Source organism: Acinetobacter sp. TGL-Y2 (assembly GCF_001612555.1).
Classification (GTDB): domain Bacteria; phylum Pseudomonadota; class Gammaproteobacteria; order Pseudomonadales; family Moraxellaceae; genus Acinetobacter.
In genome coordinates, this window is sequence record NZ_CP015110.1 from 2456835 (window position 1) to 2483796 (window position 26962).

The following is a 26962-nucleotide window of genomic DNA, read 5'->3' on the forward strand; positions in this document are numbered from 1 at the left end:
GAAGCAAAATCTTAACTCTACATCTCAAACACAGCTCCTCTTATTTCCTCATACCGATATGCTCAGCAGAATTGAGTGGTTTTAATCTTGTGCTTAACTCGCTAAAATCATCTTTAGAATTATCTAAACTATGCCTCTCATGATCCTTTTTATAAATTTATTGATATTTAATTGTGTCCAATGAGCGTATGGCTTATTTTTATTTTGGGAGCCTCCCTTGCAGGATTCGTTCAAGGTTTAACAGGTTTTGCCTTTGCATTAATTGCCATGTCTTTTTGGGTATGGATACTCCCGCCTCAAATATCAGCGCCTCTTGTGGTGTTTGCCTCGCTGTGGTGTCATTTAATTTCACTCAGCAAAGAAAAAAAACATCATTTTGGCTACCATATAGTTTTGCCTTATATTATCGCTGGTTTAATAGGCGTACCTTTAGGGACATTTTTATTACACATGGTGAATGCAGAACTGTTTAAATTCATCTTAGGACTATTTTTAATGATTTGGTGCCCTGTTATGTATTTTGCACCCAAGTTTTCTGTATTGGATTCTGCTCACAAAAAAGCAGATGCATCGATTGGTTTTATAGGGGGAGTTCTTGGCGGACTGGGCGGGTTTTGTGGTGCACTCCCCTCTGCATGGGTCATGCTCAGAAACTTACCCAAAGACCAGCAGCGCTATATCTTGAGGCATTTCAATTTCGCGATTCAGCTATTCACGATAATGGTGTATCTGTGGCAAGGGACACTTGATCAGTCACATATTCCTTATGTTGTGGTGCTGGTCTTAGCAGTGAGTATACCAGCCGTATTGGGTGCGCAGCTTTTTTACAAAATTTCAGAACAACAATTCAAACAGATTGTGCTCAACCTTCTCTTTGCTTCAGGCTGTATTCTGACCTTGACCGCTATAAGCACATTTCTGACTTAATGCTTCTAAATGATAGGAGAAAGCTAAAAGGACGGCTCTTGATTTTCAGATTAAACCGTATTGTTTATATTTTAAACAAATAAAATCCATTTCAAGGCTTTAATGGGTTTAACCTGTTCAATTAGAAATAAATACGTACAATACAAGCACTCATTTAACAACCATTAGTGTGATGAAAACCTCATTTTTAATCAGCTTCCTATTTTTAACAGGTTGTGCGTTTAGCACATCGAACGAAATCAAAGTCGCAGAAAAACTGATTCATCAATTTGAATGCCATAATATTGACAGTGATCAACTTGGGTATAATCCTGTCACAGGTTTTCATCAACGCTCGCTTGCTATCAGTAAAGACAAGGCGCTTGAATATCTTGCCAGCTATAAAGCGGGTGATACTTTATTTGAAATCCCTTTGGATCAAGTGATTCAGCAGCAATTTATCACCTATAAATCAGCATGTTATTATTTAGGTGGTGTGACCAATGCTGTTGAAAACACGACTGAAATACATAAACAATAAAACTAAACTTGAGTTGTAATTTCCTTAATTTCAAATTCAATCATTTCAAATTAAATAAAAAAGACAGGCATTTAGCCTGTCTTTTTTTTATATGTCGCTCTGATAGCGCGGATCCACACTGAATTGCTCAGGAAATTTGGCGTCAATCTGCGCATAAAATGCCATAATTTCCGCCATGTCTTTTTGCATATCACCGGATGGATAAACGATTTTACCTACACCTGTTTTCTTTTTCGCGTAGTCCATATAGGCCAAAGCAATCGGAACTCCCGCAGTCACTGCCACGTGATAAAACCCAGTTTTCCATTGTTCCCGCTTGGCACGTGTTGCTTCTGGGGTCACGAGCATTACCAGTTGAGGGTGTTCTTTAAATAAATCACTCATGACCTGAACCATGCTTGGGCGCTCTTGACCTTCAGCTTTAGGCCCACGATCAATGCCAATTCCGCCTAATGCACGTACAAACGGTCCCAACGGAAATTTCATATAGCTGTCTTTAATGGTGAGTTTGACATTTACACCCAGCGCTTTTAAAGCAAGACGTGCATACAAGGCATCCCAGTTGCTGGTATGCGGCGCTGCAATCATCACGCATTGATCTAAATCAAGCGGCCAATGATTATCAATTTTCCAACCCATTAAACCTAAAGTTTGTTCAGCTAATTTTTCAAACACAGCAGTACCAAATATCCAAATTTGCGCGGATTGTATCAATTTTAAACATGATTAAATATCTTTAACTGACGAATTCGATCAGATTTTATAGGCGTGTATATTTTGTCTATGCTGATACATTTTAACTATTATCAGATCATATTAGACCTTCTTTAAGAAGGTCTAAATTTGAGTCCAAATCGGTGCATGTCCACCCTATAATCAGATCATTGATTTTACGTTAAGAGGAAAATTTAAACATAAGCATTCAAAATAGGGATACTGTCCATATAAAAATTAGATATAAAAAAACCCTGCTTTCGCAGGGTTTTTTTGAATCAATGGAGCGGATTAACCACCAAATTGGTTCATTGTGTTTTTAGAATCATCACCCGCTTTTAATGCATTGTCGCCAGCGAAGATTTCTTTGTGATCATCACCAATGTCAGAACCAGCCATTGCTTGGTGTTTAACACATGCGATTGAACCACGGATTTCTTTACGTTGTACGCCAGCAACATAAGCAAGCATACCTTCTTCACCGAAGTAACCTTTAGCAAGCTCATGTGTAGAAAGCGCAGCTGTATGGTAAGTCGGTAGTGTGATCAAGTGATGGAACACACCCGCTTCACGAGAAGCATCTGCTTGGAATGTACGTACTTTTTCATCGGCGTCAGCAGCCAATTCAGTTTCGTCATACTCAGCGCTCATTAACTTAGCACGATCATATGCAGATACGTCTTTACCTTCAGCAACATAACGGTCATAAGTCTGTTGACGGAAGTTTAAAGTCCAGTTGAATGACGGGCTGTTGTTATAAACAAGCTTCGCATTTGGCACTGTTTCACGTACAAGATTCACCATGTGAGCGATTTCGTCAACGTTTGGAGTCGCAGTTTCGATCCAAAGTAAGTCAGCACCGTTTTGAAGGCTAGATACACAGTCAAGTACAACACGCTCAATTTGAGTGTCAGCACGGAACTGATAAAGACCAGACGGTAAACGCTTAGGACGGTGTAATTTACCATCACGTTTAATTAGAATTTCATCTTCTTGCGCATCAGCAATGTCAATTTCAGATGTTTCCAAGAAACCGATATATTGAGAAGCGATGTCGCCTGGCTCTTTAACTACTGGGATTTTTTGAGTCAAGTCAGCGCCTTCAGAGTCAGTACGCGCAACAATAATACCGTCATCAAGACCCATTTCTAAGAATGCATAACGTAATGCGTGGATTTTAGCAATGAAATCTTCATGTGGAACGGTTACTTTACCTGCTTGGTGACCACATTGTTTCGCATCAGATACTTGGTTTTCGATTTGAAGTGCACAAGCACCCGCTTCGATCATTTTCTTCGCTAACAAGTAAGTTGCTTCTTCATTACCAAAACCAGCATCGATGTCCGCAATAATTGGTACAACATGAGTTTGGAAACCATCGATTTGAGCAGTAATTTCAGCAGCTTTGGCTGTATCACCCGCTTCGTTTGCTTTTTTAAGCGCACGGAACAAATCGTTTAATTCTTTCGCGTCAGCTTGACGAAGGAATGTGTAGATTTCTTCGATCAATGCAGGTACAGAAGTTTTTTCATGCATAGATTGGTCAGGCAATGGACCAAATTCTGAACGAAGTGCAGCAACCATCCAACCAGACAAGTAGATGTAGCGTTTGTCCGTTGTGCCGAAGTATTTTTTGTTCGCAATCATTTTTTGTTGTGCGATGAAACCGTGCCAGCAACCCAAAGACTGAGTGTATTTGCTAGAGTCAGCATCGTATTCCGCCATATCACGACGCATAATAGCAGCAGTATATTTAGCAATATCAAGACCCGTTTTGAATTGATTTTGCATTTGCATACGCGCAGCATCTTCTGGGCTGATATCGCGCCATGTGCTTCCGAATTTTGCTTTTAATTCACGGATTGCATCTACCGCTGTTTGATATGTAGTCATGATATTTTCCTGTATATAATTTTAGGATTTCATCAATCGAAGGACTAAATCTATTTTTAAATACATTTGTACAGATTTAGAGCACTTCGTTGTTATGAACCTAGCTTAGTTTGACTGTTATAATTAATCCAATAGTCTGCAAGAATCTTCGATATTTATTTAAAAAATATGTAGATCAAAGTCGTATGATAATATTTATAGTACTTTTCAAGTAGCTGTATTATAAAGTTTTAAAAAAATACAACCTGATCAAATAAAGCGCATATTGTTCATAAAAAAATCATTAGACTTAAGTATCAGCCTATTGGCGTTTGTATTTTTTGATTAAAACTGAACGAATTTCATTGTTTTGAATATCATTGCTCGCCAGTTTAGCACTGAAATGACTGTTTAAATAATAAATGCGTTTTAATTTGAGTTTTGAGTTAAACACATTCATTTTTTACAAACCACATTATGAGCCGATCAATTATTGATTTTTTAGGTGATTGTATTTTTAAGCGAAGTAAATGCAAATATGTGGCTTAATTTTGTTGATATTTTCATCAGCCTCTCACACAAGAGCCTCTGCTTGTGGCATAATCTTCGGTGATTTCAAGAATTTATTTTCGGTATTTTTTTTATGAATCTGGAGCGGGTTGATCTCAATCTCTTAATTTACCTTGACGTACTCTTACGTGAAAAAAACGTGACTCGTGCTGCTGAACAATTGGGTGTCACCCAACCAGCCATGAGTAATATTCTCAGACGTCTACGTAACTTATTTAACGATCCTCTGCTTATCCGTTCTTCTGAAGGTATGACACCAACAGAGCGGGCATTAGAATTGCAACCACGTATTCGTGATGCACTTTCAGATTTATCCATGATTTTGGAACCTCGTACAGAGTTCCGTCCTTATACATCAAACCGTGTTTTTCGCATTATGACCTCTGACTATGCGGAAGCCACTTTGGTACCCCGTTTAGTTAAAGCGCTACGTTCAGAAGCACCCAACGTTGTTTTAGACTTTCTAACACCAAGTGATGTGTCTTATCGTGACATGGAGCAAGGTAAAGTCGATTTAGCCATTAACCGTTTTAATGAAATTCCGCAAAGCTTCCATCAAGTTTTGGTTTGGCGTGACAGTTTCTCGTGTCTGCTCAATCATAAGCACCCTGCTGTCACTAACTTAAACTTAAAAAGTTATTTAGATGCGCAGCATATTTGGGTCTCTAAAACAGGTATGGGCGTGGGCTTTGGGGTGAATCCTGAAAAACAAGCGGGACTCGGTTGGATTGATCAAGCGTTAGAGCGTATTGGTCAGAAGCGTAAAATTTCAGTATTTACAAGACATTATCAAATGCCAGGTTTGTTAGCAGCAAATGTAGATCTGATTGCGACTTTGCCTTCACGCATTGCGCGCTTACAAGCCAAAAGCCAAAACTTGATGCTCAAAGATCCGCCGTTTTATATTCCAGAATTCGAATTGAAGATGGCATGGTGCCCTTTATTGCATCATCATCCTGCACATCGTTGGTTACGTCAGTTGATTCTGTATGTGGCTCGCCAAATGATTGAAGAAGAAAATCGAGAATTTTTATCGAATAACAATACTAATTTTACCCAGTACTAAGTTTATTTGATTTAGCTTTTTACAATTTAAAACGTATTGATATAATATTGAGGTAGTGGATTTATTCACTACCTCCAGTCTTTTTGTGTTAAAACTTCCATAATAATTTCAAATTAAAGGTGTTTTGTGAGTCTCTTTCAGAATTTGGTGATCATTATCATTTTGATTGCAGGGGCAGGATTTCTATCCTTAAGCGAAATTGCCCTCGCAGGATCACGCAAAGTTAAATTAAAAATTTTAGCTGAGTCTGGAGATGAACGCGCACAAAAAGTTTTAGACCTTCAAGCAAATTCTGCAAACTTTTTCGCAGCCTCGCAAATTGGCTTAAATGCTGTAGCAATTTTAGGGGGTATTTTGGGTGAAGCTGCATTTCGTCCTTATATTATCGCCTTTGTCGAACGCATTTATCCGAATCAGTGGACGGAAAGTATCGGCTTTGTTTTATCCTTTACGATCGTAACATCATTATTTATTCTTTTTGCTGACTTGATGCCTAAACGCTTAGCGATGATTGCGCCAGAAAAAATTGCCGTGTCAGTCATTAACCCGATTCAAGTCTTCATTGCGATTTGCCGTCCCTTGGCATGGTTTATTAACTCAATTGCCAACATCTTGTTTCGCTTATTTAAAGTGAATACCATTCGAGATGATAACATCACCTTTGATGATATTTCTGCGGTCATGGATGCAGGTGCGCAAGCGGGTGTTTTACAAAAGCAAGAACATCATTTCATTGAAAATGTATTTGAGCTTGAAGAACGTAACGTTCCATCGAGTATGACCACACGTGAGAATGTCGTTTATTTTGCCTTAAACGAATCAGAAGAAAGTATTCGTCAAAAATTGGCACAATATCCCTATTCTAAATTTTTAGTGTGTAGCGAAAATATTGATGATGTGATTGGCTATGTCGATGCCAAAGATATTTTGGTGCGTATTTTAAAAAATCAGTCCCTGCTACAACTCAATGAAAGCACGATTCGTAATGTATTGACCATTCCAGATACTTTAACACTGTCTGAACTCCTCGATCGTTTCCGCTCAAGCAAAGAAAAATTTGCGGTAGTGTTTAACGAATACGCGCTAGTGGTCGGCGTGATTACCTTATCCGACATTATGATTACCGTGATGGGTGACTGGGTCACGCCAACAGATGAAGATGTTCAAATCATTAAACGTGACAATAATTCATGGCTGATTGATGGCAGCACCCCCATTGAAGACATGACCCATGCGCTGGAAATTGATGAAATGCCAGGCGATGGAAATTACGAAACCTTGGCTGGATTTATGATGTATAAATTACGCAAAATTCCACGTCCTGCGGATACCGTAATTTTCAGTGGTTATAAATTTGAAGTAGTCGATGTCGATCATTTTAAAATTGATCAGCTTTTGGTGACGCGTTTATTAGAACGACCAGAAGAACCCATAATATCTCCTGAATAATTTATATTCAGTATTCAATCAAATATTTGACCTTCAAGTGAGGTATTTTTTTGGCTTTTATGTGATTAAATAACCACCATTACTCGGTTCTTTAGCATATAAATAGAATATATTGGCGCATATTGAAATTTATTCTGCAAAGAAATCCATTAAAGCACGCCAATGATTACAATATTTTTCCACTAAGATTATATTTTTTATAGAGTATTTTTTTAATCAATGCATTCAATTTTTGTATTTTTATATCATAGTTTAGCTTTTCAATTAAACGCTTTAAGATCAGTCCTCTGTAACACCAAGAACAATATTTTTAGAACCTCAAAGGATTGATCCATGCTGACCATTTTAGGTTTGGGCATGATTTTGTGCTTTATGTACTTAATTATGTCTAGACGTATGACTCCCCTCGTTGCTTTAACCCTCATTCCTGTTCTTTTTGCTTTAATTGCTTACGGTCTCGGATTTTACTTTGATAGCTTGAGTCATATTCAACTTAATGATCTGGGCGAAATGATGCTTGAAGGTGTAAAGAAACTTGCACCCACAGGTGTGATGCTCCTTTTTGCAATCTTGTATTTTGCCATCATGATTGATACTGGATTATTCGACCCATCGGTTAAGTTCATTTTACGATTGGTTAAGGGTGATCCATTAAAAGTCATATTAGGAACGATTACATTAACGATTATTGTATCCTTAGATGGGGATGGTTCTACAACCTACATGATCTGCGTTGCCGCAATGCTGCCACTATATAAACGCTTAGGCATGAGTCCATTAATTATGGCATGTCTAATGATGTTGGCAAGTGGCATTATGAATTTAACGCCTTGGGGAGGCCCAACGGCACGTGCAGCCAGTGCTTTACAAGTTGATCCAAGTGATGTTTTTGTGCCCATGATTTTACCGATGCTGTTTGCAATTGGCTGGCTGTATTTCTTAGGCTTTATGTATGGCCGTATGGAACGTAAACGCTTAGGGATTATGGATTTGGATATTAGTCATGGTGACAATATTCAAATCTCAAACAACCCAGAAGCAAATCGTGCACATTTAAGATGGTTCAACGGACTACTCACTGTGGTGCTGATGATCTGCTTGGTCAAAGGTGTTTTACCTATGCCGATTTTATTCATGATTGCTCTATGTATTGCACTATTTGTGAATTATCGTGATATCGACATGCAAAAAGACTTGGTGGCACATCATGCAGGTAGTGCGCTGAATGTGGTAGGTATTATTTTTGCTGCGGGTATTTTTACCGGTTTACTGACGGGAACTGGCATGGTGGACTCGATGTCTAAAGAGTTGGTGGCAGTTATTCCAGACAGTATGGGACCTTTTTTAGCACCGATTACAGCAGTGCTAAGTATGCCGCTAACCTTCTTTATGTCGAATGATGCTTTTTATTATGGCGTGCTCCCTATTTTGTCTGAAGCCGCTGGGCACTATGGTATTGAACCTGTTGAAATGGCGCGTGCTGCAATTGTCGGTCAACCTGTACACTTGCTTTCACCTCTGGTTCCGTCAACATACTTACTTTGTGGTTTGGCAGGCATTGAGTTCGGGCAACACCAAAAATTCACCATTAAATGGGCCATTATTACCTGTTTCGTGATGTTAATCGTCGCGCTGGTATTTGGTATGTTCCCCTTCTATTCAGTGGCTACCTAATATTTACAATTTTAAAAGACCTTCATTTACATCAAATGAAGGTCTTTTTTTGCTTAGCAATTCCGCACATTGCATATTTTTATTTTACTTGGGTTTCTGACCAAACATTCAGATTCCCCATATTAGAGAGTAATTGATAACGGACAACCAAGAACTCTGTCAACACAGTAGAATAGTTCAACTTAGCTTCAGTCAGTAAATTTTGTGCATTTAGAAGACTTTGTTGCATAAAGGTGTGAAAGATAAATCTATCCTAGGCCAATCAAATTTAAGTGACTACTTGGGTATGAGGGCGACCAAATTCTGTGAATTTATTCAAGACTGCTACGCGTGCATGAATCTCATTCACCTGACTAGGGAAACTCCTTGCTGTTAATTTATCGCCTAATAATTTGATGCAATGCATCTTGGTTTCTACCAAGCTTCGTTGATGATATCCAGACCATTTTTTCCAAATGGCTCTTCCTGAGAAGCACTGCTTCGCAAGATTAATCGTATTTAATGAGTCATTTCTCTGCATAGACCTCGGCGTTTGATCTTTCCAAGGCTTTGCATTTTTCCTTGGTGGTATTACCGCATGTGCATCTCGATCTAAAATGACTTGTCGGCAGTGCTTTGTGTCATAAGCACCATCCGTATAGACAGAATCAATTTTCTCATCCAAGGGGATTTGAGCAAGTAAACCTTCTAGTACTTGTGAATCACTGACATTGTTTGTGGTTAACTGAACAGCCCGTATTTGTAGGGTTTTAGCGTCTATACCAATATGCAGTTTGCGCCATTGACGACGGTATTCAGGCTGATGTTTCTTACGTTTCCATTCACCCTCACCTAAAAATTTCAGACCAGTAGAATCGACGAGTAGATGTAGTCCATCACTACTTTTCTGATAGCTAATTGCGATATCAATATGCTTTTGTCTTCTGCATATGGTCGAATAATCTGGTGCTGCCCAATCTAATCCACAGAGTTTAATCAGACTTTGAACAAAGCCTGTGACCATACGTAAAGATAGGCGAAATAGAGATTTGATCATCAAACAGCATTGGATAGCGGTATCGGAATAGGTGTGATTTCGACCGTGTTTAGCTTTTGGCTGAGCATACCACTGAGTGTTAGGATCAAACCAAATGGAGATATTTCCTCGGTTGATTAAGGTCCGATTATAGGAAGACCAATTGGTTGTACGATAAATTTTAGGCGTAGGCTTGTTCATTCAGAAATTATATTGCCCAATAAGCCTTCTATGCTAGGTTTATGCAACAAAGCCAAAAAATGAAAGGAAATAATAGTATTAAGGTAATAAAGAAGACTAGCTTAATTGGAGCGATAAATGTACTGGTGATATCTGTCGCTATCATATGTGCATTTGCAGGAAGCTTAGCTTTTAGCGGTATCGCAATCACATTATAAATTGAATTGGCATAAGGTACTAAAGCTGCAAATATGACTCCAAAGCAAATTAAAATATGAATTAAATTTCGACGTAACTCAGCAAAATAAAATCCAAACTGACCTAATTTTTTCTGTGCCGAGGAAACGGTTGATTCAGTCATATTGATTCCGAGCAGCTTTCAAACTAAAGCAAAGACCATTGCATTAAGTGGGTGATCACAAATTGTGTTTTGAAGGGTGCTGATATTGAGAAAGACTCAATTGGATAGTACTTTTTCATATCCTTTTGAACCTGCTGGTCTAAGTTCATAAAGTAGTCTTGCATTTGGGTTTCAAGCTGTTTGACGTTTTGAATTTCTTCTTTAAGCTCATCACGTAGTTGATGAAGCTCAATTTCAAGCTCAAATTTCTGTTTAATATCAGATTTAATTTGACTAAATTTATTTAATGATTTTATCGTAAAGCGAATCGTGTCAGGTAATTTGTCTGGCCCGACTACGATAATGATGATAATGAAAAAGAAGAATAACTCTCCGAAGCCGACATCAAACATGGTTTATATATGATATTGAATAAAATTAAGCATGATGTTAATAATTTTTTTTATCATTTTTGTCGTCACTCACCGCGTCTTTAAAATCCTTAACCGCTCCCCCACATCTTTTCCAAAATTCTTCAATTTTGCTGTACCAAAAATCACCAAAATAATAATGGCAAATAGAACAATATGACCCATAGATAAACCCATCATTATCGTTATTCCTTATTTTATATTTAAGTATTTCTTAACAATAACAGAAAATTCTTATTTCCTGAAATTTTTCCAATAATTTTTCTTATTTTTGAATTAGTTTTAGTACATAAAGAACGAGTTAAGCTTGAAGCTCAACTCGTTCTTTATCTCATTAGTACATTAGTATTAGCTAAGGGTTAACGACCATATATCGCAAGTAACTTGTCTAAAGTCGCTTGATAATGAATGGTAATATCTTCAACTAGAATCGTGTACGCATTGTCAAACTGAACCATTGGCCAGCCTTCTTTCCAGAATGGGAAAAGATTGTGCAGACCTTCATTAACAATGGCATCTTCACGCACAATGGCTTGAGAAATTTGAGAGAGCGCATGTGCAGTTTCAGCGCCGTCAAGTGCCATATAATCAATTCCACGTACTTTTAAAATACGAATACGGTCTTTCTTATAGCGGATTTTCTTTGCTTGACCTTCGTTAAGATGCAGCGCTAAAGTGACTGCTTCAACGAACTTATCTTCAAAAGACGCGTTTAAAGCCACCAATGCTTGCTTATGCGCTTCTTGACGACCTGCTTTCCCACCATTACGAATGATCTCTTTCGCTTCAACATCAAGTTCATCGCCTTTCATTGACTGTAAAACGTCTAAAATTTCGATATCGCTTAAAGATTCAGGAGAATGATCAGTCATGGGAGTCCTTAGACAAAATATAAAAGCGTATTTTCGCATAATTTGCCATGAAATTCAGAATTAAAATACATCAGCGCTTGAAATCTAGGCTTGCAAAAATTACTGAAGAATACCCCATACCTAATGACATGATTAAATCTGAAAAAATGCTCAAAACAAATCAGCATGAAGCAGGTATTTACGATACAAGATCTTGCAAAACTCTTTATATAAAACAGTCAAATACAGCTTAAAGCAATGCTACATTCAGAGCATTAAGAATAACGGAGCTGCATATGGACTTTGCCCATATTTTTATTCACGATACCAGTTGGGCCTTCATCGCTGAGATACTAATTCGCTGCTTTTTCATGTTCAGCATGATTATTCTTTTTCTGCGATTAACTGGAAAACGCGGTGTTCGTCAGCTGTCCATTTTTGAACTCACCATTATTTTATCGTTGGGCTCGATTGCAGGCGATCCGATGTTCACTCAGGATCTGCCCTTGATTCAAGCCTTTATTATTATGTCGACCATCATTTTACTGTACCGCGTCACCACATGGCTGATGATGAAATATCAACCTTTTGAAGACTTACTCGAAGGTAAAGCGTTGTATATCTTAAAGGATGGTGAACTGCTGATTGAAGATATTAAAAAAGGCAAATATTCACATGACGAATTTTTTGCTGAAATGCGTCAGCAAGGCACTGAACATCTGGGGCAGATTCGTTCTGCACTGTTAGAAAGCGATGGTCAATTTAGTATTTTGTTTTATAAGGCTGAGGAGGTGCGTTATGGACTGCCTATTTACCCAAATGCCTGTGAGGTTCAACAATCTGTCACCCCGCAAACCTTTTATGCGTGTACCAATTGCGGGCATGTCAAAATGTTGACACAGCATAATGAATGCTGCCCGCGCTGCGAATGCAATCAATGGTTTATAGCGATTAATTGCCCGAGGGTTTGAGATTTATACAGCGGAAATCTTTAGATAACAAATGCCAAAACAATGGGCAAGGTCAATGCGGAGCATAAGGTTTGTAAGCTAATAATCCCTGCCATTAATTGACTGTCCCCTTTAAGCACTTTGGTTAAAATATACGAAGCTGATGTCGTGGGCAGAGCAAAATACAAGACAAAAATCTGCGTCTCTAGGCTTGAGAAATTCAGCCATTTGCATATGCCATAGGCTAAGGCTGGCATGATCAGTAAACGAGAAAAAGTGTTGATCAAGAGTGGTAAGAGATCATTTTTCAATGCCATAAATTGTAGTGCTGCGCCGACACACATCAAGCCTAGCGGTAAGCTGCACCCGGCAAGCTGTTGAATAAAAGTCTGCAAACCGCCCCAAAGCTGTAAGCCGGAAAAATTAAACAATACCCCGACTACACAGCCCATAATCAATGGATTTTTAAGCAAAGATAAGCTCACGCTACGTAAATCCATCCCCTCTTTTTCGGTCAATGCCAAAATAGATAAAATATTCACCATCGGAATACTGATGGCCAAAATAATGGCGAACAGCGTCATGCCTTGCTGATGAAATAATGACGCGACAATTGCTAAGCCAATATAGGTGTTAAAACGGACATTACTTTGGGTATAGACCCCAAAACGTGCAGCAGGAATGCGGTATATTTTTCGAATGATATAAAGCACTGTACAAGCAAGGCTCAGCATGACGGTAAGTATCAGCAAAATCGTATTGACCATGTCTAAATCAATGCGTGCCGAAGCTAAATTTCCAAACAGCATCGCGGGAAATAAAAAATAATAATTTAACTTCTCAGCACCCGCCCAAAATCCCTCTGAGAAAAACTGTCGATTTTTTAAGATATAGCCCGTAAAAATAAGCGCAATCAGCGGAAAAAGTGACAACAGAATACTGTGCATAATTGGCTTATTTAAACCTCTCGCTGTTTTGATATTTGCATTATTCAACACGCTGATGAATTGTAATATTTGATATATAAATTTTGTCTTAGCGATCTCAGCTTAGGCTTAATGCATGACCATCAAAAGATGTAAATAAATTGAAAAAAGCTGGACGACGATGTGCCTATTTTACACATTTTATTGATCTTTTTATGGCCTCAAAGCGTGTGAGGTAAAGTCAGATAATAGACTTAGATGAATGGGTGAGATCTTTTACAGCGCTTCTAAATACAACTTGTGCTTGTTTTGCTTGATCATCCTGTTTTTTTCAATAAAATGAGACTTACATCAATAAATTAAATCAATCAACAACTAAAAACTATGGATAGTTCACAATTTAAAAAAATGATGATTTCTACAATGTTGTTTGGTATTTCGTTGTTCGGTATTTCAGTCCATTCCTATAGCCATGCAGCAACCGTGTCTAATGCTGAAAAAGAGGCTATTTTTAATGCTGCAGGCTTTAAACCTGTTAACGGTACTTGGCGTGGGAAATGTAGTTTCGGACATATTGCCGTTTTTAAAGACATCAATGGTGATGGTCGACCAGATGCGATTATTCGTGACGGCGGTACAGAATGTTATGCCAGTACAGGCGTTGGATTTCACCTGTTGACCAAACAAGCCAATCATAAATGGACACGGATATTCAATAGTCCTGGAGAAGCAAATTTCTTAAAAAGCATAGGTCGACATGGTTGGCCTGATCTGGCCATTGTAACACCCAGTCAATGTCATACTGTTTACCGTTGGGATGGAAGTCGATTCGTGAAAAATCGACAGGAATTTAAAGGAAAATTGTGCGGTACACCTTAATGCAGTTCATTCTGAATTCATGCAGTTCACTTTCAATTTAGGCAATATGCTTCGCCCCAACGCGTTCCATGCGGCTTTCAAAAACGATGCAATAGGCTCAATCTGGATTAGATAAATTTGATTATGGTTAAGTTTAAACTGGGCTCACTCTGATGCTAGGCGTTAAGAGAAAACTAAAATCATATTCAATCATTAAAAAATATATTGAGTGAAATCAACATACTCAGTAAATCTGGATCTTTTTAAGCGCCTGATTTAAGTGCACTTTATCCATTTTGGTGCACTGCGGTGCTTTATATCGAGTCTTGATGTTTTTTGACAAAAGTCGATCATTATTTCCACATTAATTTCCCCTTCTCGCCACAAAATGTATCGCTATACTGGACAAATTTGCAACATAACGCACACTAAAGAGTCACTATGCAAAACGTAGATCTGTTGTTCCTTCTTTTAGGTGCCATTTTGGTTCTTGCCATGCATGCAGGTTTTGCATTTCTTGAACTCGGCACGGTTCGTCATAAGAATCAAGTAAATGCTTTAAGTAAAATTTTAACGGATTTTTCCATTTCGGCCATCGCTTACTTTTTTATTGGCTATTACATCGCTTACGGTGAACATTTCTTTCATAGCAGTAGTATTTTGGCAGAAGAACACGGTTACAACTTGATGCGCTGTTTCTTCTTGCTGACTTTTGCTGCAGCTATTCCCGCTATTATTTCTGGCGGTATTGCTGAGCGTGCCAAAATGCGCTCTCAAGCGATTGCCACTTTATTTTTGGTCGCTTTGATTTATCCTTTTTTTGAAGGCATAGCATGGAATGGAAACCTAGGGCTACAAAAATGGTTAAGTGAAAGCTTTGGTGCAAGCTTTCATGACTTTGCAGGTTCTGTCGTGGTGCATACTATGGGTGGATGGATTGCATTTGCTGCAGTCATCTTGCTGGGTGCACGCCATGGACGTTACAAAAAAGATGGACGTGTCAGCGCACATCCGCCTTCTTCGATTCCGTTTTTGGCTTTAGGTTCTTGGATTTTAATTGTCGGTTGGTTTGGCTTTAATGTCATGAGCGCACAGCGCCTAGATGCTATTTCCGGTTTGGTGGCTATGAATTCACTGATGGCCATGGTGGGTGGAACGTTGGCAGCCAATTTCTTTGGTCAAGAAGACCCAGGTTTTTTACACAATGGTCCTCTCGCAGGCTTGGTCGCGATCTGCGCAGGCTCCGATATTGTGCATCCGCTTGGGGCAATGGTCATTGGTGCAATTGCAGGTTTTATTTTTGTGAAACTTTTTACCTATACACAAAATAAACTCAAAGTCGATGACGTTCTGGGCGTTTGGCCTCTGCACGGCGTTTGTGGCGCATTTGGCGGGATTGCAGTGGGAATATTTGGTCAACAAGGATTAGGAGGCTTAGGCGGTGTCTCAATGATATCCCAGCTTATTGGTACATTTTTAGCGATTGCGGTGGCATTGGCAGGAGGCTTCTTGGTGTATGGTCTACTCAAAATGACCATGGGCATTCGTCTAACTCAAGAAGAAGAATATCGAGGGGCAGACTTATCGATTCATAAAGTCTCTGCCAACTCAGAAGATGCGATGTTTTAACCCAGAAAATATAGAACCCATTAACTGAATCTTAATATTCACCATGAGTCTCCATGTCCTAAAAGCCCTTTAAGACATGGAGGTTAAGACATTGATTAGGGGCGCATTGAGGGTCTCAGTCTAAATAATGCATGACTTCGTCTAAATGCTGAATGACCTTTAAATTCTCAGCCTGTGTCTGATTCATTGGGTGAAATCCATTTAACAGTAATGCCTGTAAGCCCGCTTGTGTCGCACCTTGATAATCATTGATCGGATGATCGCCTACATACAAACTCTGCTGTGGCACAGTTTTAATTTGAGCACAGCTATGCAGAAAAATTTCGGCTTTCGGTTTCGCAATACCGACGGACTCCGAGCTAAAAACGTCATCAAAATAATGTCTAAAACCAAGCCCTTCAAGAATTTTTAAGCGCGTGGCATGTCCACCATTTGAAATCACCGCCAACTTATAGTCACGCTGTTTTAACTGTTTAAGCAAACTGCCCGCACCTGGCATAGCCACGGCAGACAAACCGAATTGCTCAAACCAAAACTCCGTTAAAGTTGCTAGAGATGGCGGCACATCCCACTTGAGTTCCTGAATTAGGGCATGAGCCACGGATGCTGCGATACTCGGATGCGTCAAATATTCTTTTTTAGGATAACCGCCATTATCGATTCTTCGAATGATGTCTATGGTTTTTAACGCATCCTCTGCATCATTTTGATGATTGAGCTGTGACGTAAATGATTTCAGTAAATGACGGCTAAATGCTTGTACACTCTGGTCGCGATGCGTCAAGGTATTGTCCAAGTCAAAAAGCACCGCTTGTATGGTCATCATTTTCTCCAAGCATCGGCAGTGAATATCAAAATATGCTGTCGCACGGATCAAAGCGATGGCTTATTCAAAGTGTCCGTAAAAATGCATGCTTCAAGTCTAACAAGCCCTGCTGCTTTTACATATTCAAATTCATGCTGACCAAATCATCAATTGGATGAGCTTATCTATTTGAGCCAAAGGTTCAGATCATCACAGCAGCTCAACATTCGGAACTTCAATATTTCAATATTTAACCACCTTCAATCTATTCGGAGTGTGATACCCTTTTTTCTTGTTGCTGCCAAAAGATTAAAGGTAACAGTAACACTGCGCCGATGATCACAATTGCCATTAAATAGTACTGATAACCCAAAGCATCCCCCACAATTCCGCTGAGCGTATATAAAACCCCGCTCACCATCGCCATCAAAGAGACTTGAAAAGTAAAATCCGTGCCTGCATGTTGCTTACGACTGTATTGCATCACCAACGTTAGAATCACCACCAATAACATGGCAGAAAACATATCTTCTAAGGCATTGATCAGATAAATCAGCCCAAGTGCGATGGGCTGTTGTCGGGTATATAAACTTGCTAGCCACATGAAACCGACTAGGCTCCCCAATTTTAAGATTGAAAATAAAATAAGCGCTAAACTTCGCTGCATGTATTTCAAAACAATTCCAGCAAGTCCAGCACCCACTAAGGCTGCAAACGCACCGAGCATGGTGATATACACCCCGATTTGTGAAAGACTTAAACCTAAATCAACCAACAAGGGTTTTAAAATCGGACCTGACAGCCCATCTGTCACTTTGATACTACACAGCACCAAAAGCCAAGCCCACATGCGTTTGGATTGAAAAAAATACTGTAAATATTGGCGTATTGAACGGCTTATTTTATTTTGATTTAGACTTGTTTGATCCAACAATTTTAAATCTGCCATGTTTTGATGTATAGGCTCACGATAAAACAAAATCGGTAGAGTATTGAGAATTACAATGATAGCCAAAATCAAAAATGTACTTTGCCAGTTTAAAAAATCCAAAGCCCAAAGTATTGCACCGCCACCGACAATGAAACCCAAGCGAGAACCGATCACTTGAAACATATTGCCCACATGCTGCTGATTACCTTTAAGAATATTGACCGCAAGTCCGTCAGTGGCAATATCTTGCGTTGCTCCCACGCTATTCATACACAGCAAGGCAATAAAAAATGCCAATAAATATTGAGGATGATTTAAAGATTGAATGGGTAAAAAAGACAAGACGATCAGAATCGTCACAGTCAATATTTGTGTCGGAATTATCCATGTACGGTAATGCCCAAAAGCCTGACTACCATATCGATCGACCCACGGTGCCCAAAGTACTTTGATCGCCCACGGCGCCATAAGCAATCCAAAGCCACCAATATGCGTCAGAGATACACCCTGCGCCCGTAAAATCACAGGCAATGCATGGCTCATAAAGCCGACAGGTAGCCCTTGTGCCCAGTACAAAGAAAATAACAACACGTAGGTGTGCGGGACTTTAAACATAAGGCTTCGACCACTGTGTATAGCAAACCGTGCAGAGAAATAGACCGAACTGAAGCAATAAGTTCAGCGACATTTTTATTATTTTGCCAATGTATCAAACTCTGTGCCTAGATAAAATATTTATATATGTGTGAGAAAAAATTTAAAAATGAATAATAATTTTCCCATTTTACCTGATCAGGCACCGCATCGTGGCTCTTTATTGAGTCGTCAATTTTTCAAACGCCTATATTTGGCACAAGGCTGGCGCTTCGAAGGTGAATTTCCTAATCTGCCCAAAGCAGTTGCGATCATTTCACCTCATACCTCTAACTACGATGGTTTATATGCTTTTATGGCGATGTTAGGTTTAGGCATTCGTGTGACTATTTTTGGAAAAGACAGTTTATTTAAACCGCCTTTTGACAAATTTTTATCTTGGTGTGGTGTGATTCCAGTGAAACGTGATTCGCCGCATGGCCTGACACAACAAATTATTGAAGTGGTCAAAAACCATGAGAAAATTTGGATTGCCATGGCGCCTGAAGGTACACGTAAAAACGCTGAGCATATTCGTACGGGGTTTTATCACATTGCAATCGGTGCCCATATTCCAATTGTGATGTTCGCCTTTGATTATGACCATAAAATCATACGTTGCTTGGGTGTCATGCATCCAACGGGAGACTATGAACAGGATTTAAATAAAATTTTAGCGCTTTATAAAGGTCATTTTTCACCGAAAAACTTAGATCGACTGGCTAAACCACTGAAAAATCTTTTGTAACTTTGCTAAAAAACAGCTAGAAAATTCAGCCACAATCTGTTCAGATACGCTTTAAAAATAACCGTATATTTATAGATCTCCCGTTATGCACATTCGTTCTACTGTTCAAAAAATGGGTTTTGTCAGCTTGCTCGCATTAAGTCTTGCGGGTTGTGACAAAGCCAGCAAAACGCCGACTCAAACCACCACGCTCAAAGCGCGTGAACCTGTGATTGCTATTGCCTTAGGGGGTGGTGGTGCCAAAGGTTTTGCACACATTGGCGTTCTTAAAGTCCTTGAATCGCATGGGATTAAACCGAAAATTGTCACAGGCACCAGCGCTGGCAGTTTTGTCGGCAGTATCTATGCCAGTGGTAAAACGCCCTTTCAATTACAGCAAATTGCACTACAGCTTAAAGAGTCCGATATTCGGGATTTAACCTTAAACCGCCAAGGTGTGGTCCTTGGGCAAAAACTACAAGATTATGTCAACCGTCAAATTGCCAATAAACCGATTGAGCAATTCCCGATTCGTTTTGCAGCCGTTGCTACACGTTTAGATAATGGTAAACGCGCTGACTTTATTAAAGGTAATGCAGGACAAGCGGTTCGTGCTTCTTGCAGTATTCCCAATGTCTTTGTTCCAACCACGATTGGGGGGACGAAATATGTGGATGGTGGCTTGGTCAGTCCTATTCCAGTACAAACTGCTCAAGATATGGGTGCAGATATTGTGATTGCGGTGGATATTTCCGCACGTCCTGTTGAAGGCAAATCCTTAAGCATGTTTGGTTTGCTCGATCAGACCATTAATATTATGGGTCAACAAAGCATAAACAATGAATTGAACCGCGCCAATGTGGTGATTCAGCCCAAAGTTGGACACCTCGGTACACTAGACTTAAAAGCCAGCAATCAATCGATTTTAGAAGGTGAAAAAGCGGCTCAACTAAAAATTAAGTCTATTGACGCTGCCATTGCCAATTTTAAAAAATCGCCTGCGGCCTTTAAGCCTGCTCCGCGTCCACGCTTCTAACACCTCTTCCAAATGGATTGATCTGCGCAAAACATGTTCAGAATCTAGGAAGTCTGCTATCTTGGTATAGATGATCCCTCATCTATATCCATGATAACGATAGAGTAGATGTATGAATTTTATATTTGAGCCATGGCATTGGTTTGTACTCGGCATATTGCTTATTTTGTCCGAATTGATCTTGCCTGCGTTTGCTGCACTGTGGTTTGGTGTAGCAGCCGTGGTGGTGAGTATTCTGTTGTGGGTTTTCCCAGAGATGGGTTTAGCTTTGCAACTGCTGTGCTGGATTGCCTTGTCTATCTCATGCACATTACTTTGGTTTAAGTTTATTAAACCCTTGTCCATTGATAAAACTAAAGCAGGTCTTCCTCGTGAGGCCACCATCGGGCAAACCGGTATGGTGATCCAGGTCGGACTAGATGCCGAACTGATTCGGGTGCGTTTTTCACTGCCTGTATTGGGTTCAGATGAATGGAACTGTCGTTCTTCATCCCCTGTGAGTGTTGGAGACCGTGTTCGTGTGGTGGATATTCTGGGGAATGAGCTGTTGGTACAGCCGCATAATAATGCACCTTCACCACTTTAAGTCGGCTTGGTCTCTTCTAAAGCGATCTGAAGCATACACTTCATCATTATTTTAAAATCATAAATATCAAAAAGAGGAACAGACATGTCTGGTTCAATTATTGCGTTCGCTATTTTAATCTTTGTCGGTATCACCATTTTCAAAGGTGTTCGTATTGTTCCGCAAGGCTATAACTGGATTGTGCAACGTTTGGGTAAATACGAAAGCACTTTAAGTCCGGGTTTAAACTTTGTGATTCCCTATGTCGATGAAGTGGCTTATAAAGTAACGACCAAAGACATTGTTTTAGATATCCCATCTCAAGAAGTAATTACACGTGATAACGCTGTTTTGCTGATGAATGCGGTGGCATACATTAATATCACCATGCCTGTAAAAGCGGTTTATGGTATTGAAAATTATATTTGGGCGATTCAAAATTTAGTACAAACCTCACTGCGCTCGATCGTGGGTGAAATGGATCTAGATGATGCGTTGTCTTCACGTGATCACATTAAAGCCAAACTTAAAGCCGCCATTTCAGATGACATTTCAGATTGGGGCATTACCTTAAAAACAGTTGAAATTCAAGATATTCAACCATCAAGCACCATGCAATCTGCAATGGAAGCACAAGCAGCCGCTGAACGTCAACGCCGTGCAACAGTAACCCGTGCAGATGGTGAGAAACAAGCAGCCATTTTGGAAGCAGAAGGTCGTTTAGAAGCCTCTCGTCGTGATGCTGAAGCACAAGTGGTCTTAGCTGAAGCGTCTGAAAAAGCCATCAACATGGTCACCAATGCAGTGGGCGACAAAGAAGTACCTGTTGCTTATCTTTTGGGTGAGCAATACGTGAAAGCGATGCAAGAAATGGCCAAGTCGAATAATGCGAAAACTGTGGTTCTTCCTGCGGACATTATGAACACGATTCGTGGTGTGATGGGTCGTAATCCATCTTAAACGAATCTGAATGAGTCCTGATTATTCCTTTTATAAAGGCAGCCTTTTGGCTGCCTTTATTTATTTTGACTGTACAAGCTTCTGAAAGCTTCAGCATTTTTTTCTAAATTATGTTTAAATTTGCCCTAAATTTAGATTTGTTTTTTTGTAATCTACACGCCTACATCATTATGGATATCGTATGAGCTCCCTAAACCCCACCCTAATTACTTTTCTATTCTATATAGTCGCGATGGTTGTCATTGGCTTAATGGCTTATCGTGCGACCAACAATTTTTCAGACTATATTTTAGGTGGCCGTCGTTTAGGTAGTTTCGTGACTGCATTATCTGCAGGCGCCTCTGATATGAGCGGTTGGCTGCTCATGGGTCTACCCGGCGCGATTTACTTGTCTGGCTTATCTGAAATGTGGATTGCCGTTGGTTTAATTATAGGTGCGTGGCTGAATTGGCTGTTGGTGGCAGGACGTTTACGTGTACATACCGAAGTGCAGCTCAATGCCTTGACCTTACCGGATTATTTCTCTAATCGGTTTGATGATCAAAAGAAAATTTTACGTATTGCCTCTGCATTCGTGATTTTGATTTTCTTTGCCATTTACTGTGCTTCAGGCATGGTTGCAGGCGCACGTTTATTTGAAAGTATGTTTGAGATGTCATATAGCACTGCCCTATGGATCAGTGCGATTGCGACCATTAGCTATGTATTTATTGGCGGTTTTTTGGCGGTCTCTTGGACAGACACCATTCAAGCGGGTCTCATGATTTTTGCATTATTGCTTACACCTGTTGTGGCTTTAATGAGCTTTTCTGATATGACCCAAGTCACGCTAGCACTTGAAGCAGCACGTCCTCAGGCAACTGACTTAATCGGTGATCTAAGCACCATTGCGATTATTTCATTGTTGGCATGGGGCTTAGGCTATTTTGGTCAACCGCATATCTTGGTGCGCTTTATGGCGGCTGATTCAGTGAAATCCATTCCCAATGCACGTCGTATTGGTATGACCTGGATGATTTTATGCTTGGGTGGTGCCGTAGCAGCAGGTTTCTTTGGGATTGCCTTCTTCCAACAAAATCCTGAATTGGCGACTGTGGTGAACAACAACCCTGAAACCGTATTTATGGAATTAACCAAAATTTTGTTTAATCCATGGATTGCAGGGATTGTATTGGCTGCAATTCTAGCAGCGGTCATGAGTACCTTGAGTTGCCAACTTTTGGTCTGCTCAAGTACGTTGACTGAGGATTTTTACAAATCCTTACTGCGTAAAAATGCCTCACAGAAAGAATTGGTATGGGTGGGTCGTTTTATGGTGCTTGCGATTGCACTGTTGGCAATTGGCTTAGCATCAAATCCTGAATCTAAAGTACTGGGTTTAGTGGCTTATGCATGGGCAGGTTTTGGCGCGGCATTTGGCCCGCTGATTTTACTGTCATTGTTCTGGAAACGTATGACCTTCAATGGCGCTCTGAGCGGTATGATTGTCGGTGCAGTGATGGTGATTTTATGGAAAAATGTCTGGGGGGATACGGGCATTTACGAAATCATTCCTGGATTCATCTGTTCATTCCTGACCATTGTGATTGTGAGCTTATGTGGTAAAGCACCCAATAAAGCAATTACCCAACGTTTTGATGAGGCAGATCGTCTTTATCAAGCGACCAAATAATTAAATTTATAATTTTTAAAGGTTTGAAGCATTGAGGTTCATTTTTCTTAAATCATGAATCTCAATGTAAAAAAAAATAGAATTTCTAGAAGAAATAAAAAGGAGGATTTTAATGTCCTCCTTTTTTTAATTTGTTGGCTTAACTTTTACGTGCCAATAAAAACTGAGAAATTTGATGAAGCTCGTGTGCATTTTCAAAATATTCAAGCGCTGCAAATGCTTGATCGTGTAGCTGCTGCGCATAGCTCTTAGCATTGTCTAGCCCCATCAGCGCAGGGTATGTCGACTTCTCCACTTGCTCATCTTTACCTGCTGTTTTGCCTAAAGTTTGCGTATCTGACACCACATCCAAAATATCATCTTGCACCTGAAAGGCTAAACCAATCGCTTGACCATATTGGCGTAATTGTGGAATGGCAGGATCTCTCCCTTCAAAAATAGTCACCGCTGACATCATGATCGCAGCTTGGATCAATGCCCCCGTTTTATTACGGTGAATACTTTCCAGTTGAGTCTGATCAATCGACTTGCCTTCAGCTTGTAAGTCCAATACCTGACCACAGACCATTTTCGAGCTTGAGGTGGCTAAAATTTGCATTTGGCGCAGTACAATACCAGCATCGACACTCTGCTGTGTATCGAAGAGTCGGCTTCCTAAAACCTCAAAAGCCATAGACTGCAAGATATCACCCGCCAGCAATGCAGTGTCTTCACCATATTTCACATGACAGGTCGGTTGCCCACGGCGCAAAAGATCATTGTCCATGCAAGGCAAATCATCATGCGCGAGTGAATAGCAATGAATCAATTCAACGGCAACTGCAGCACGGCGCACGGCAGCAAAATTCGGATGATTCGGCTTGAGCTCAGCTGTGGCATAACATAAAGCTGGACGCACACGTTTTCCACCCAACATCACCGTATGATGTACTGCACTTTTTAACGGTTCAGGGAGCGAAAAAGCAGCTAAGGCGGTGCTTAAATCTTGTTGAATCTGTTGCTGAGCGTTTTTTAAAATTTCAGTGTTCACATCTGCTGCTAATGTCACGTTTGCCTCTAAATCTTAAGTTTTGCATCGACTAGGATCAATTCTACCTGAAGCCTTCGCTATTCGACATCATTCATTGGTTCACTTAGCAGCTGACTTGAACAGATTGAAAAGATTTATTGCATAAAGCCATTATTCCAAAACAAAAATAGAGTTCTTACCTTGAAATTTAGCTTGTTTGATCGCAACATTGAGCTGTTCCATAATATCAAGTTCAGCAAATTGATCACTCACAGTAGGGTGAATAATGCCAAAGCTCGCCGTGAGCATTTCATCTTGCTGCGCTTGGAAAGCGATATGCGATTTAACCATTTTTTGACGTAAGCGCTCTGCCAAAGTCAGCACTTTCCAAGGCGTGGAGTCTTCGACCACCACCACAAAACTGGCAGAATTCATTCGATAGATTTCTGCGACATCGTTTAAAATTTCTTCATTGAAGAAACGACCAATTTTGCACAGAATTTCGTCCCCATAGGTATAGCTGTTCATTTGATTAAATTTCTTAAAATCATCCAAATCAATTTTAATAAATGAATATTGGTCACGCATGCTCCCCACACATTTTTCAGCAATAAATTGCTCTAAAGCCAATTTACTTTTTAACCCGGTAATTTGGTCAATATACAATTGATCGTGCAGTTTTTTATTGTTTTGAATCAGCACGCGTTCCCGTCTTTTTAAACGAGTAATGTCGGCACATACTACAATAATCGAGCTAATTTGCTTGTCGTAAGTTCTTAGTGCCCTAAAATAGACGATATAAAAATGCCCTTTAGAATAAAATTCATTTTCAATATCATCTAAATACGGATCTTGATTAAAATGTGCAGTGGCAGCAGTGAAATGGGCATATACCACGGTGGATAATTCATTGAATTTTTTACCCAACAAATACATCGCATCACTTTCATAAATATCAGCAAAGCATTGATTGACAGCAAGAAAAATTGCACTATCTGAAAAAATGGCGATCGGTACAGGAAATTTTGAAATCGCGGAAACCAAATCCAGCTTCTCGGTATTTTTTAAAATGTCTAAAAACCGCTCTAATTTAGAGGATGATTCATGTTGTTCTGATGACTCCATACACACCTCATTCTCTTCATTATAGTTATCTATAGTTATGTAGTGATCTCAATTAGGGCATCATTATGAGCCGCATTGAATATCCCGATCTTTCATCTTGACCTATAACTCATATTGTGAATATAACATGCTTAAATGTACAAAAAAAAGGCGCTTCATGCCGTATCAACATGCTCAAAAATCACATGACTATCCACTTTTCTCATTACATTTAAGCCATTAAAACCTAAAATGCCTCTATATTTTAAGAGGCATTCGATTCAGCTCAATAAATCTTTAAAAACTATCTGCGGGAACACGCACCCAGCCTTCCATCAATACACGAGCGCTGCGACTCATGATGGCTTTTTTAACCACCCACTGCTCATGTTCAAAGTTTGCTTGTGCGCCAACTCGTAAGGTGCCTGAAGGATGACCGAAGCGTACCGCTTCACGTTCTACTCCTCCTGCTGCACGGTTCACCAGCGTTCCTGGAATAGCCGCTGCAGTCCCAATAGCCACCGCAGCCGTACCCATCATGGCATGATGCAGTTTACCCATAGAAAGCGCACGTACCAATAAATCAATCTCAGAGGCATCAACAGCTTTACCACTTGAGGAAACATAAGATTTAGGTGCGGCAACAAATGCTACTTTGGGTGTGTGCTGACGAGAAATCGCGTCATCTACATGCTGAATAATCCCCATTTTGACTGCACCATACGCACGGATTTTTTCAAATTTAGCCAGTGCTGCTACATCACTATTGATGTCCTCTTGCAGTTCAGTGCCCGTATAGCCAATATCAGCTGCATTTAAAAAAATGGTCGGAATACCCGCATTGATTAAAGTCGCTTGAAATGTCCCAATCTCAGGCACATCCAGTGAGTCCACGACATTTCCTGTTGGAAACATTGAAGCACCGTCTTCACCATCATCGGCAGGATCTAAAAATTCAATTTGCACTTCAGCCGCTGGAAAGGTCACCCCATCAAGTTCAAAATCACCCGTTTCCTGAACTTGACCATCGGTGATGGGAACATGTGCAATAATGGTTTTTTTAATATTGGCTTGCCAAATATGTACCGTACAGATGCCCTGCTCTGGAATTCGATCTGCTGCGACCAAACCATTTGAAATGGCAAAAGAGCCAACTGCTGCGGTCAAATTCCCACAGTTACCACTCCAATCTACAAATGCTTTATCGATAGACACCTGTCCAAAGAGATAATCGACATCATGGTTGGCTTGTGTACTTTTGGCTAAAATCACGGTTTTACTCGTGCTTGAGCTTGCACCGCCCATCCCATCAATTTGCTTTGCATAAGGGTCTGGACTCCCAATCACACGCAGCAACAAACGATCTCTAGCTTCACCAGCCACTTGTGCACGTTCTGGTAAATCATCTAATTTAAAAAAAACACCTTTACTGGTACCACCGCGCATATAAGTTGCCGGGATTTTGATTTGTGCTGCAAAGCTCATTATTCTGTCTATCCTTACACGTTGTTATTCAATTCAAGCTTTTTGTTCAATTCAAGCTTGTTA

At 39.9% G+C, this 26962-nt stretch carries 27 protein-coding genes; 13 read left to right on the forward strand and 14 right to left on the reverse strand.

Annotated features, from left to right (window positions below):
- Positions 1-180 precede the first annotated feature (180 nt).
- Both AMD27_RS11690 and AMD27_RS11695 read left to right on the forward strand, forming a co-directional pair.
- Positions 181-927 (forward strand): sulfite exporter TauE/SafE family protein, encoded by a 747-nt coding sequence (locus AMD27_RS11690; RefSeq protein WP_067660704.1) that lies wholly within the window; start codon positions 181-183, stop codon positions 925-927.
- 172 nt (positions 928-1099) lie between these two features.
- The gene (locus AMD27_RS11695) at positions 1100-1447 is read left to right on the forward strand and encodes a hypothetical protein (protein WP_067660709.1); all 348 of its coding nucleotides are present in this window, start codon (positions 1100-1102) and stop codon (positions 1445-1447) included.
- 87 nt (positions 1448-1534) lie between these two features.
- On the opposite strand, the gene AMD27_RS11700 is transcribed toward AMD27_RS11695, so the two are convergent.
- Both AMD27_RS11700 and AMD27_RS11705 read right to left on the reverse strand, forming a co-directional pair.
- Positions 1535-2122 (reverse strand): 1-acyl-sn-glycerol-3-phosphate acyltransferase, encoded by a 588-nt coding sequence (locus tag AMD27_RS11700; protein ID WP_067660712.1) that lies wholly within the window; start codon positions 2120-2122, stop codon positions 1535-1537.
- A 330-nt stretch (positions 2123-2452) separates the two neighbouring features.
- Entirely contained in the window at positions 2453-4054 is a 1602-nt protein-coding gene (locus AMD27_RS11705) for an isocitrate lyase (protein ID WP_067660715.1), read from the reverse strand.
- A gap of 622 nt (positions 4055-4676) precedes the next feature.
- Here AMD27_RS11705 and AMD27_RS11710 point away from each other — a divergent pair.
- From AMD27_RS11710 to AMD27_RS11720, 3 genes are all read left to right on the forward strand, one after another.
- Positions 4677-5669, forward strand: coding sequence for a LysR family transcriptional regulator (locus tag AMD27_RS11710; RefSeq protein WP_067660718.1), 993 nt, complete (start codon positions 4677-4679; stop codon positions 5667-5669).
- Positions 5670-5795: 126 nt separating this feature from the next.
- A complete protein-coding gene (locus AMD27_RS11715; RefSeq protein WP_067660721.1) occupies positions 5796-7118 on the forward strand; it encodes a hemolysin family protein in 1323 nt (440 codons plus the stop codon).
- Between the two features lie 333 nt (positions 7119-7451).
- Positions 7452-8792 (forward strand): CitMHS family transporter, encoded by a 1341-nt coding sequence (locus tag AMD27_RS11720; RefSeq protein ID WP_067660725.1) that lies wholly within the window; start codon positions 7452-7454, stop codon positions 8790-8792.
- A gap of 79 nt (positions 8793-8871) precedes the next feature.
- Here the strand turns inward: AMD27_RS11720 and AMD27_RS18760 are convergent, their stop codons facing one another.
- The 6 genes from AMD27_RS18760 to AMD27_RS11740 all read right to left on the reverse strand — a co-directional run bounded on the left by AMD27_RS18760 (position 8872) and on the right by AMD27_RS11740 (position 11630).
- Positions 8872-9021, reverse strand: a complete 150-nt coding sequence (locus AMD27_RS18760; RefSeq protein ID WP_171254804.1) for a hypothetical protein — start codon at positions 9019-9021, stop codon at positions 8872-8874.
- 39 nt (positions 9022-9060) lie between these two features.
- Complete coding sequence (locus tag AMD27_RS11725; protein ID WP_067660728.1) at positions 9061-10008, reverse strand: IS5 family transposase; 948 nt, start codon at positions 10006-10008, stop codon at positions 9061-9063.
- Positions 10009-10036: 28 nt separating this feature from the next.
- On the reverse strand, positions 10037-10348 hold the full coding sequence (locus tag AMD27_RS11730) for a twin-arginine translocase subunit TatC (RefSeq protein WP_067660731.1): 312 nt from the start codon (positions 10346-10348) through the stop codon (positions 10037-10039).
- A 23-nt stretch (positions 10349-10371) separates the two neighbouring features.
- Entirely contained in the window at positions 10372-10740 is a 369-nt protein-coding gene (gene tatB / locus AMD27_RS11735) for a Sec-independent protein translocase protein TatB (RefSeq protein WP_067660734.1), read from the reverse strand.
- Between the two features lie 69 nt (positions 10741-10809).
- Positions 10810-10938 (reverse strand): twin-arginine translocase TatA/TatE family subunit, encoded by a 129-nt coding sequence (locus AMD27_RS18195; protein ID WP_228140662.1) that lies wholly within the window; start codon positions 10936-10938, stop codon positions 10810-10812.
- Positions 10939-11117: 179 nt separating this feature from the next.
- Positions 11118-11630, reverse strand: coding sequence for a hypothetical protein (locus tag AMD27_RS11740; RefSeq protein ID WP_067660737.1), 513 nt, complete (start codon positions 11628-11630; stop codon positions 11118-11120).
- Positions 11631-11905: 275 nt separating this feature from the next.
- Between AMD27_RS11740 and AMD27_RS11745 the strand changes: the two genes are divergently transcribed.
- Positions 11906-12580, forward strand: a complete 675-nt coding sequence (locus AMD27_RS11745) for a DUF421 domain-containing protein (protein WP_067660738.1) — start codon at positions 11906-11908, stop codon at positions 12578-12580.
- Between the two features lie 20 nt (positions 12581-12600).
- Here AMD27_RS11745 and AMD27_RS11750 read toward each other — a convergent pair whose 3' ends face one another.
- A complete protein-coding gene (locus AMD27_RS11750; RefSeq protein ID WP_067662995.1) occupies positions 12601-13506 on the reverse strand; it encodes an AEC family transporter in 906 nt (301 codons plus the stop codon).
- Positions 13507-13869: 363 nt separating this feature from the next.
- Between AMD27_RS11750 and AMD27_RS11755 the strand changes: the two genes are divergently transcribed.
- Positions 13870-14364 (forward strand): hypothetical protein, encoded by a 495-nt coding sequence (locus AMD27_RS11755; protein ID WP_150115775.1) that lies wholly within the window; start codon positions 13870-13872, stop codon positions 14362-14364.
- Between the two features lie 420 nt (positions 14365-14784).
- Positions 14785-15972: an ammonium transporter gene (locus AMD27_RS11760; protein WP_067660740.1), complete on the forward strand. Its 1188-nt coding sequence runs from the start codon at positions 14785-14787 to the stop codon at positions 15970-15972.
- Positions 15973-16087: 115 nt separating this feature from the next.
- On the opposite strand, the gene AMD27_RS11765 is transcribed toward AMD27_RS11760, so the two are convergent.
- Positions 16088-16795 carry an HAD family hydrolase gene (locus tag AMD27_RS11765; protein WP_067660743.1) on the reverse strand — a complete coding sequence of 236 codons (708 nt, stop codon included), beginning with the start codon at positions 16793-16795 and terminating at the stop codon, positions 16088-16090.
- A 247-nt stretch (positions 16796-17042) separates the two neighbouring features.
- Complete coding sequence (locus tag AMD27_RS11770) at positions 17043-18323, reverse strand: MFS transporter (protein WP_067660746.1); 1281 nt, start codon at positions 18321-18323, stop codon at positions 17043-17045.
- Positions 18324-18471: 148 nt separating this feature from the next.
- Here AMD27_RS11770 and AMD27_RS11775 point away from each other — a divergent pair, with 148 nt between their 5' ends.
- The 5 genes from AMD27_RS11775 (at position 18472) to putP (ending at position 23301) form a co-directional block, all read left to right on the forward strand.
- Positions 18472-19089 (forward strand): lysophospholipid acyltransferase family protein, encoded by a 618-nt coding sequence (locus AMD27_RS11775; protein WP_067660749.1) that lies wholly within the window; start codon positions 18472-18474, stop codon positions 19087-19089.
- A 112-nt stretch (positions 19090-19201) separates the two neighbouring features.
- Positions 19202-20104: a patatin-like phospholipase family protein gene (locus AMD27_RS11780; RefSeq protein ID WP_171254851.1), complete on the forward strand. Its 903-nt coding sequence runs from the start codon at positions 19202-19204 to the stop codon at positions 20102-20104.
- 112 nt (positions 20105-20216) lie between these two features.
- Positions 20217-20690, forward strand: a complete 474-nt coding sequence (locus tag AMD27_RS11785; protein WP_067660754.1) for an NfeD family protein — start codon at positions 20217-20219, stop codon at positions 20688-20690.
- A gap of 84 nt (positions 20691-20774) precedes the next feature.
- Positions 20775-21629 (forward strand): SPFH domain-containing protein, encoded by an 855-nt coding sequence (locus tag AMD27_RS11790; protein ID WP_067660757.1) that lies wholly within the window; start codon positions 20775-20777, stop codon positions 21627-21629.
- A gap of 181 nt (positions 21630-21810) precedes the next feature.
- The gene (putP, locus tag AMD27_RS11795; RefSeq protein WP_067660760.1) at positions 21811-23301 is read left to right on the forward strand and encodes a sodium/proline symporter PutP; all 1491 of its coding nucleotides are present in this window, start codon (positions 21811-21813) and stop codon (positions 23299-23301) included.
- A 139-nt stretch (positions 23302-23440) separates the two neighbouring features.
- On the opposite strand, the gene AMD27_RS11800 is transcribed toward putP, so the two are convergent.
- The 3 genes from AMD27_RS11800 to prpF all read right to left on the reverse strand — a co-directional run bounded on the left by AMD27_RS11800 (position 23441) and on the right by prpF (position 26899).
- The gene (locus tag AMD27_RS11800) at positions 23441-24349 is read right to left on the reverse strand and encodes a polyprenyl synthetase family protein (RefSeq protein ID WP_067660762.1); all 909 of its coding nucleotides are present in this window, start codon (positions 24347-24349) and stop codon (positions 23441-23443) included.
- Positions 24350-24481: 132 nt separating this feature from the next.
- A complete protein-coding gene (locus AMD27_RS11805; protein WP_067660765.1) occupies positions 24482-25435 on the reverse strand; it encodes a sensor domain-containing diguanylate cyclase in 954 nt (317 codons plus the stop codon).
- Between the two features lie 276 nt (positions 25436-25711).
- Positions 25712-26899, reverse strand: a complete 1188-nt coding sequence (gene prpF / locus AMD27_RS11810; RefSeq protein ID WP_067660767.1) for a 2-methylaconitate cis-trans isomerase PrpF — start codon at positions 26897-26899, stop codon at positions 25712-25714.
- Positions 26900-26962: the final 63 nt, after the last annotated feature.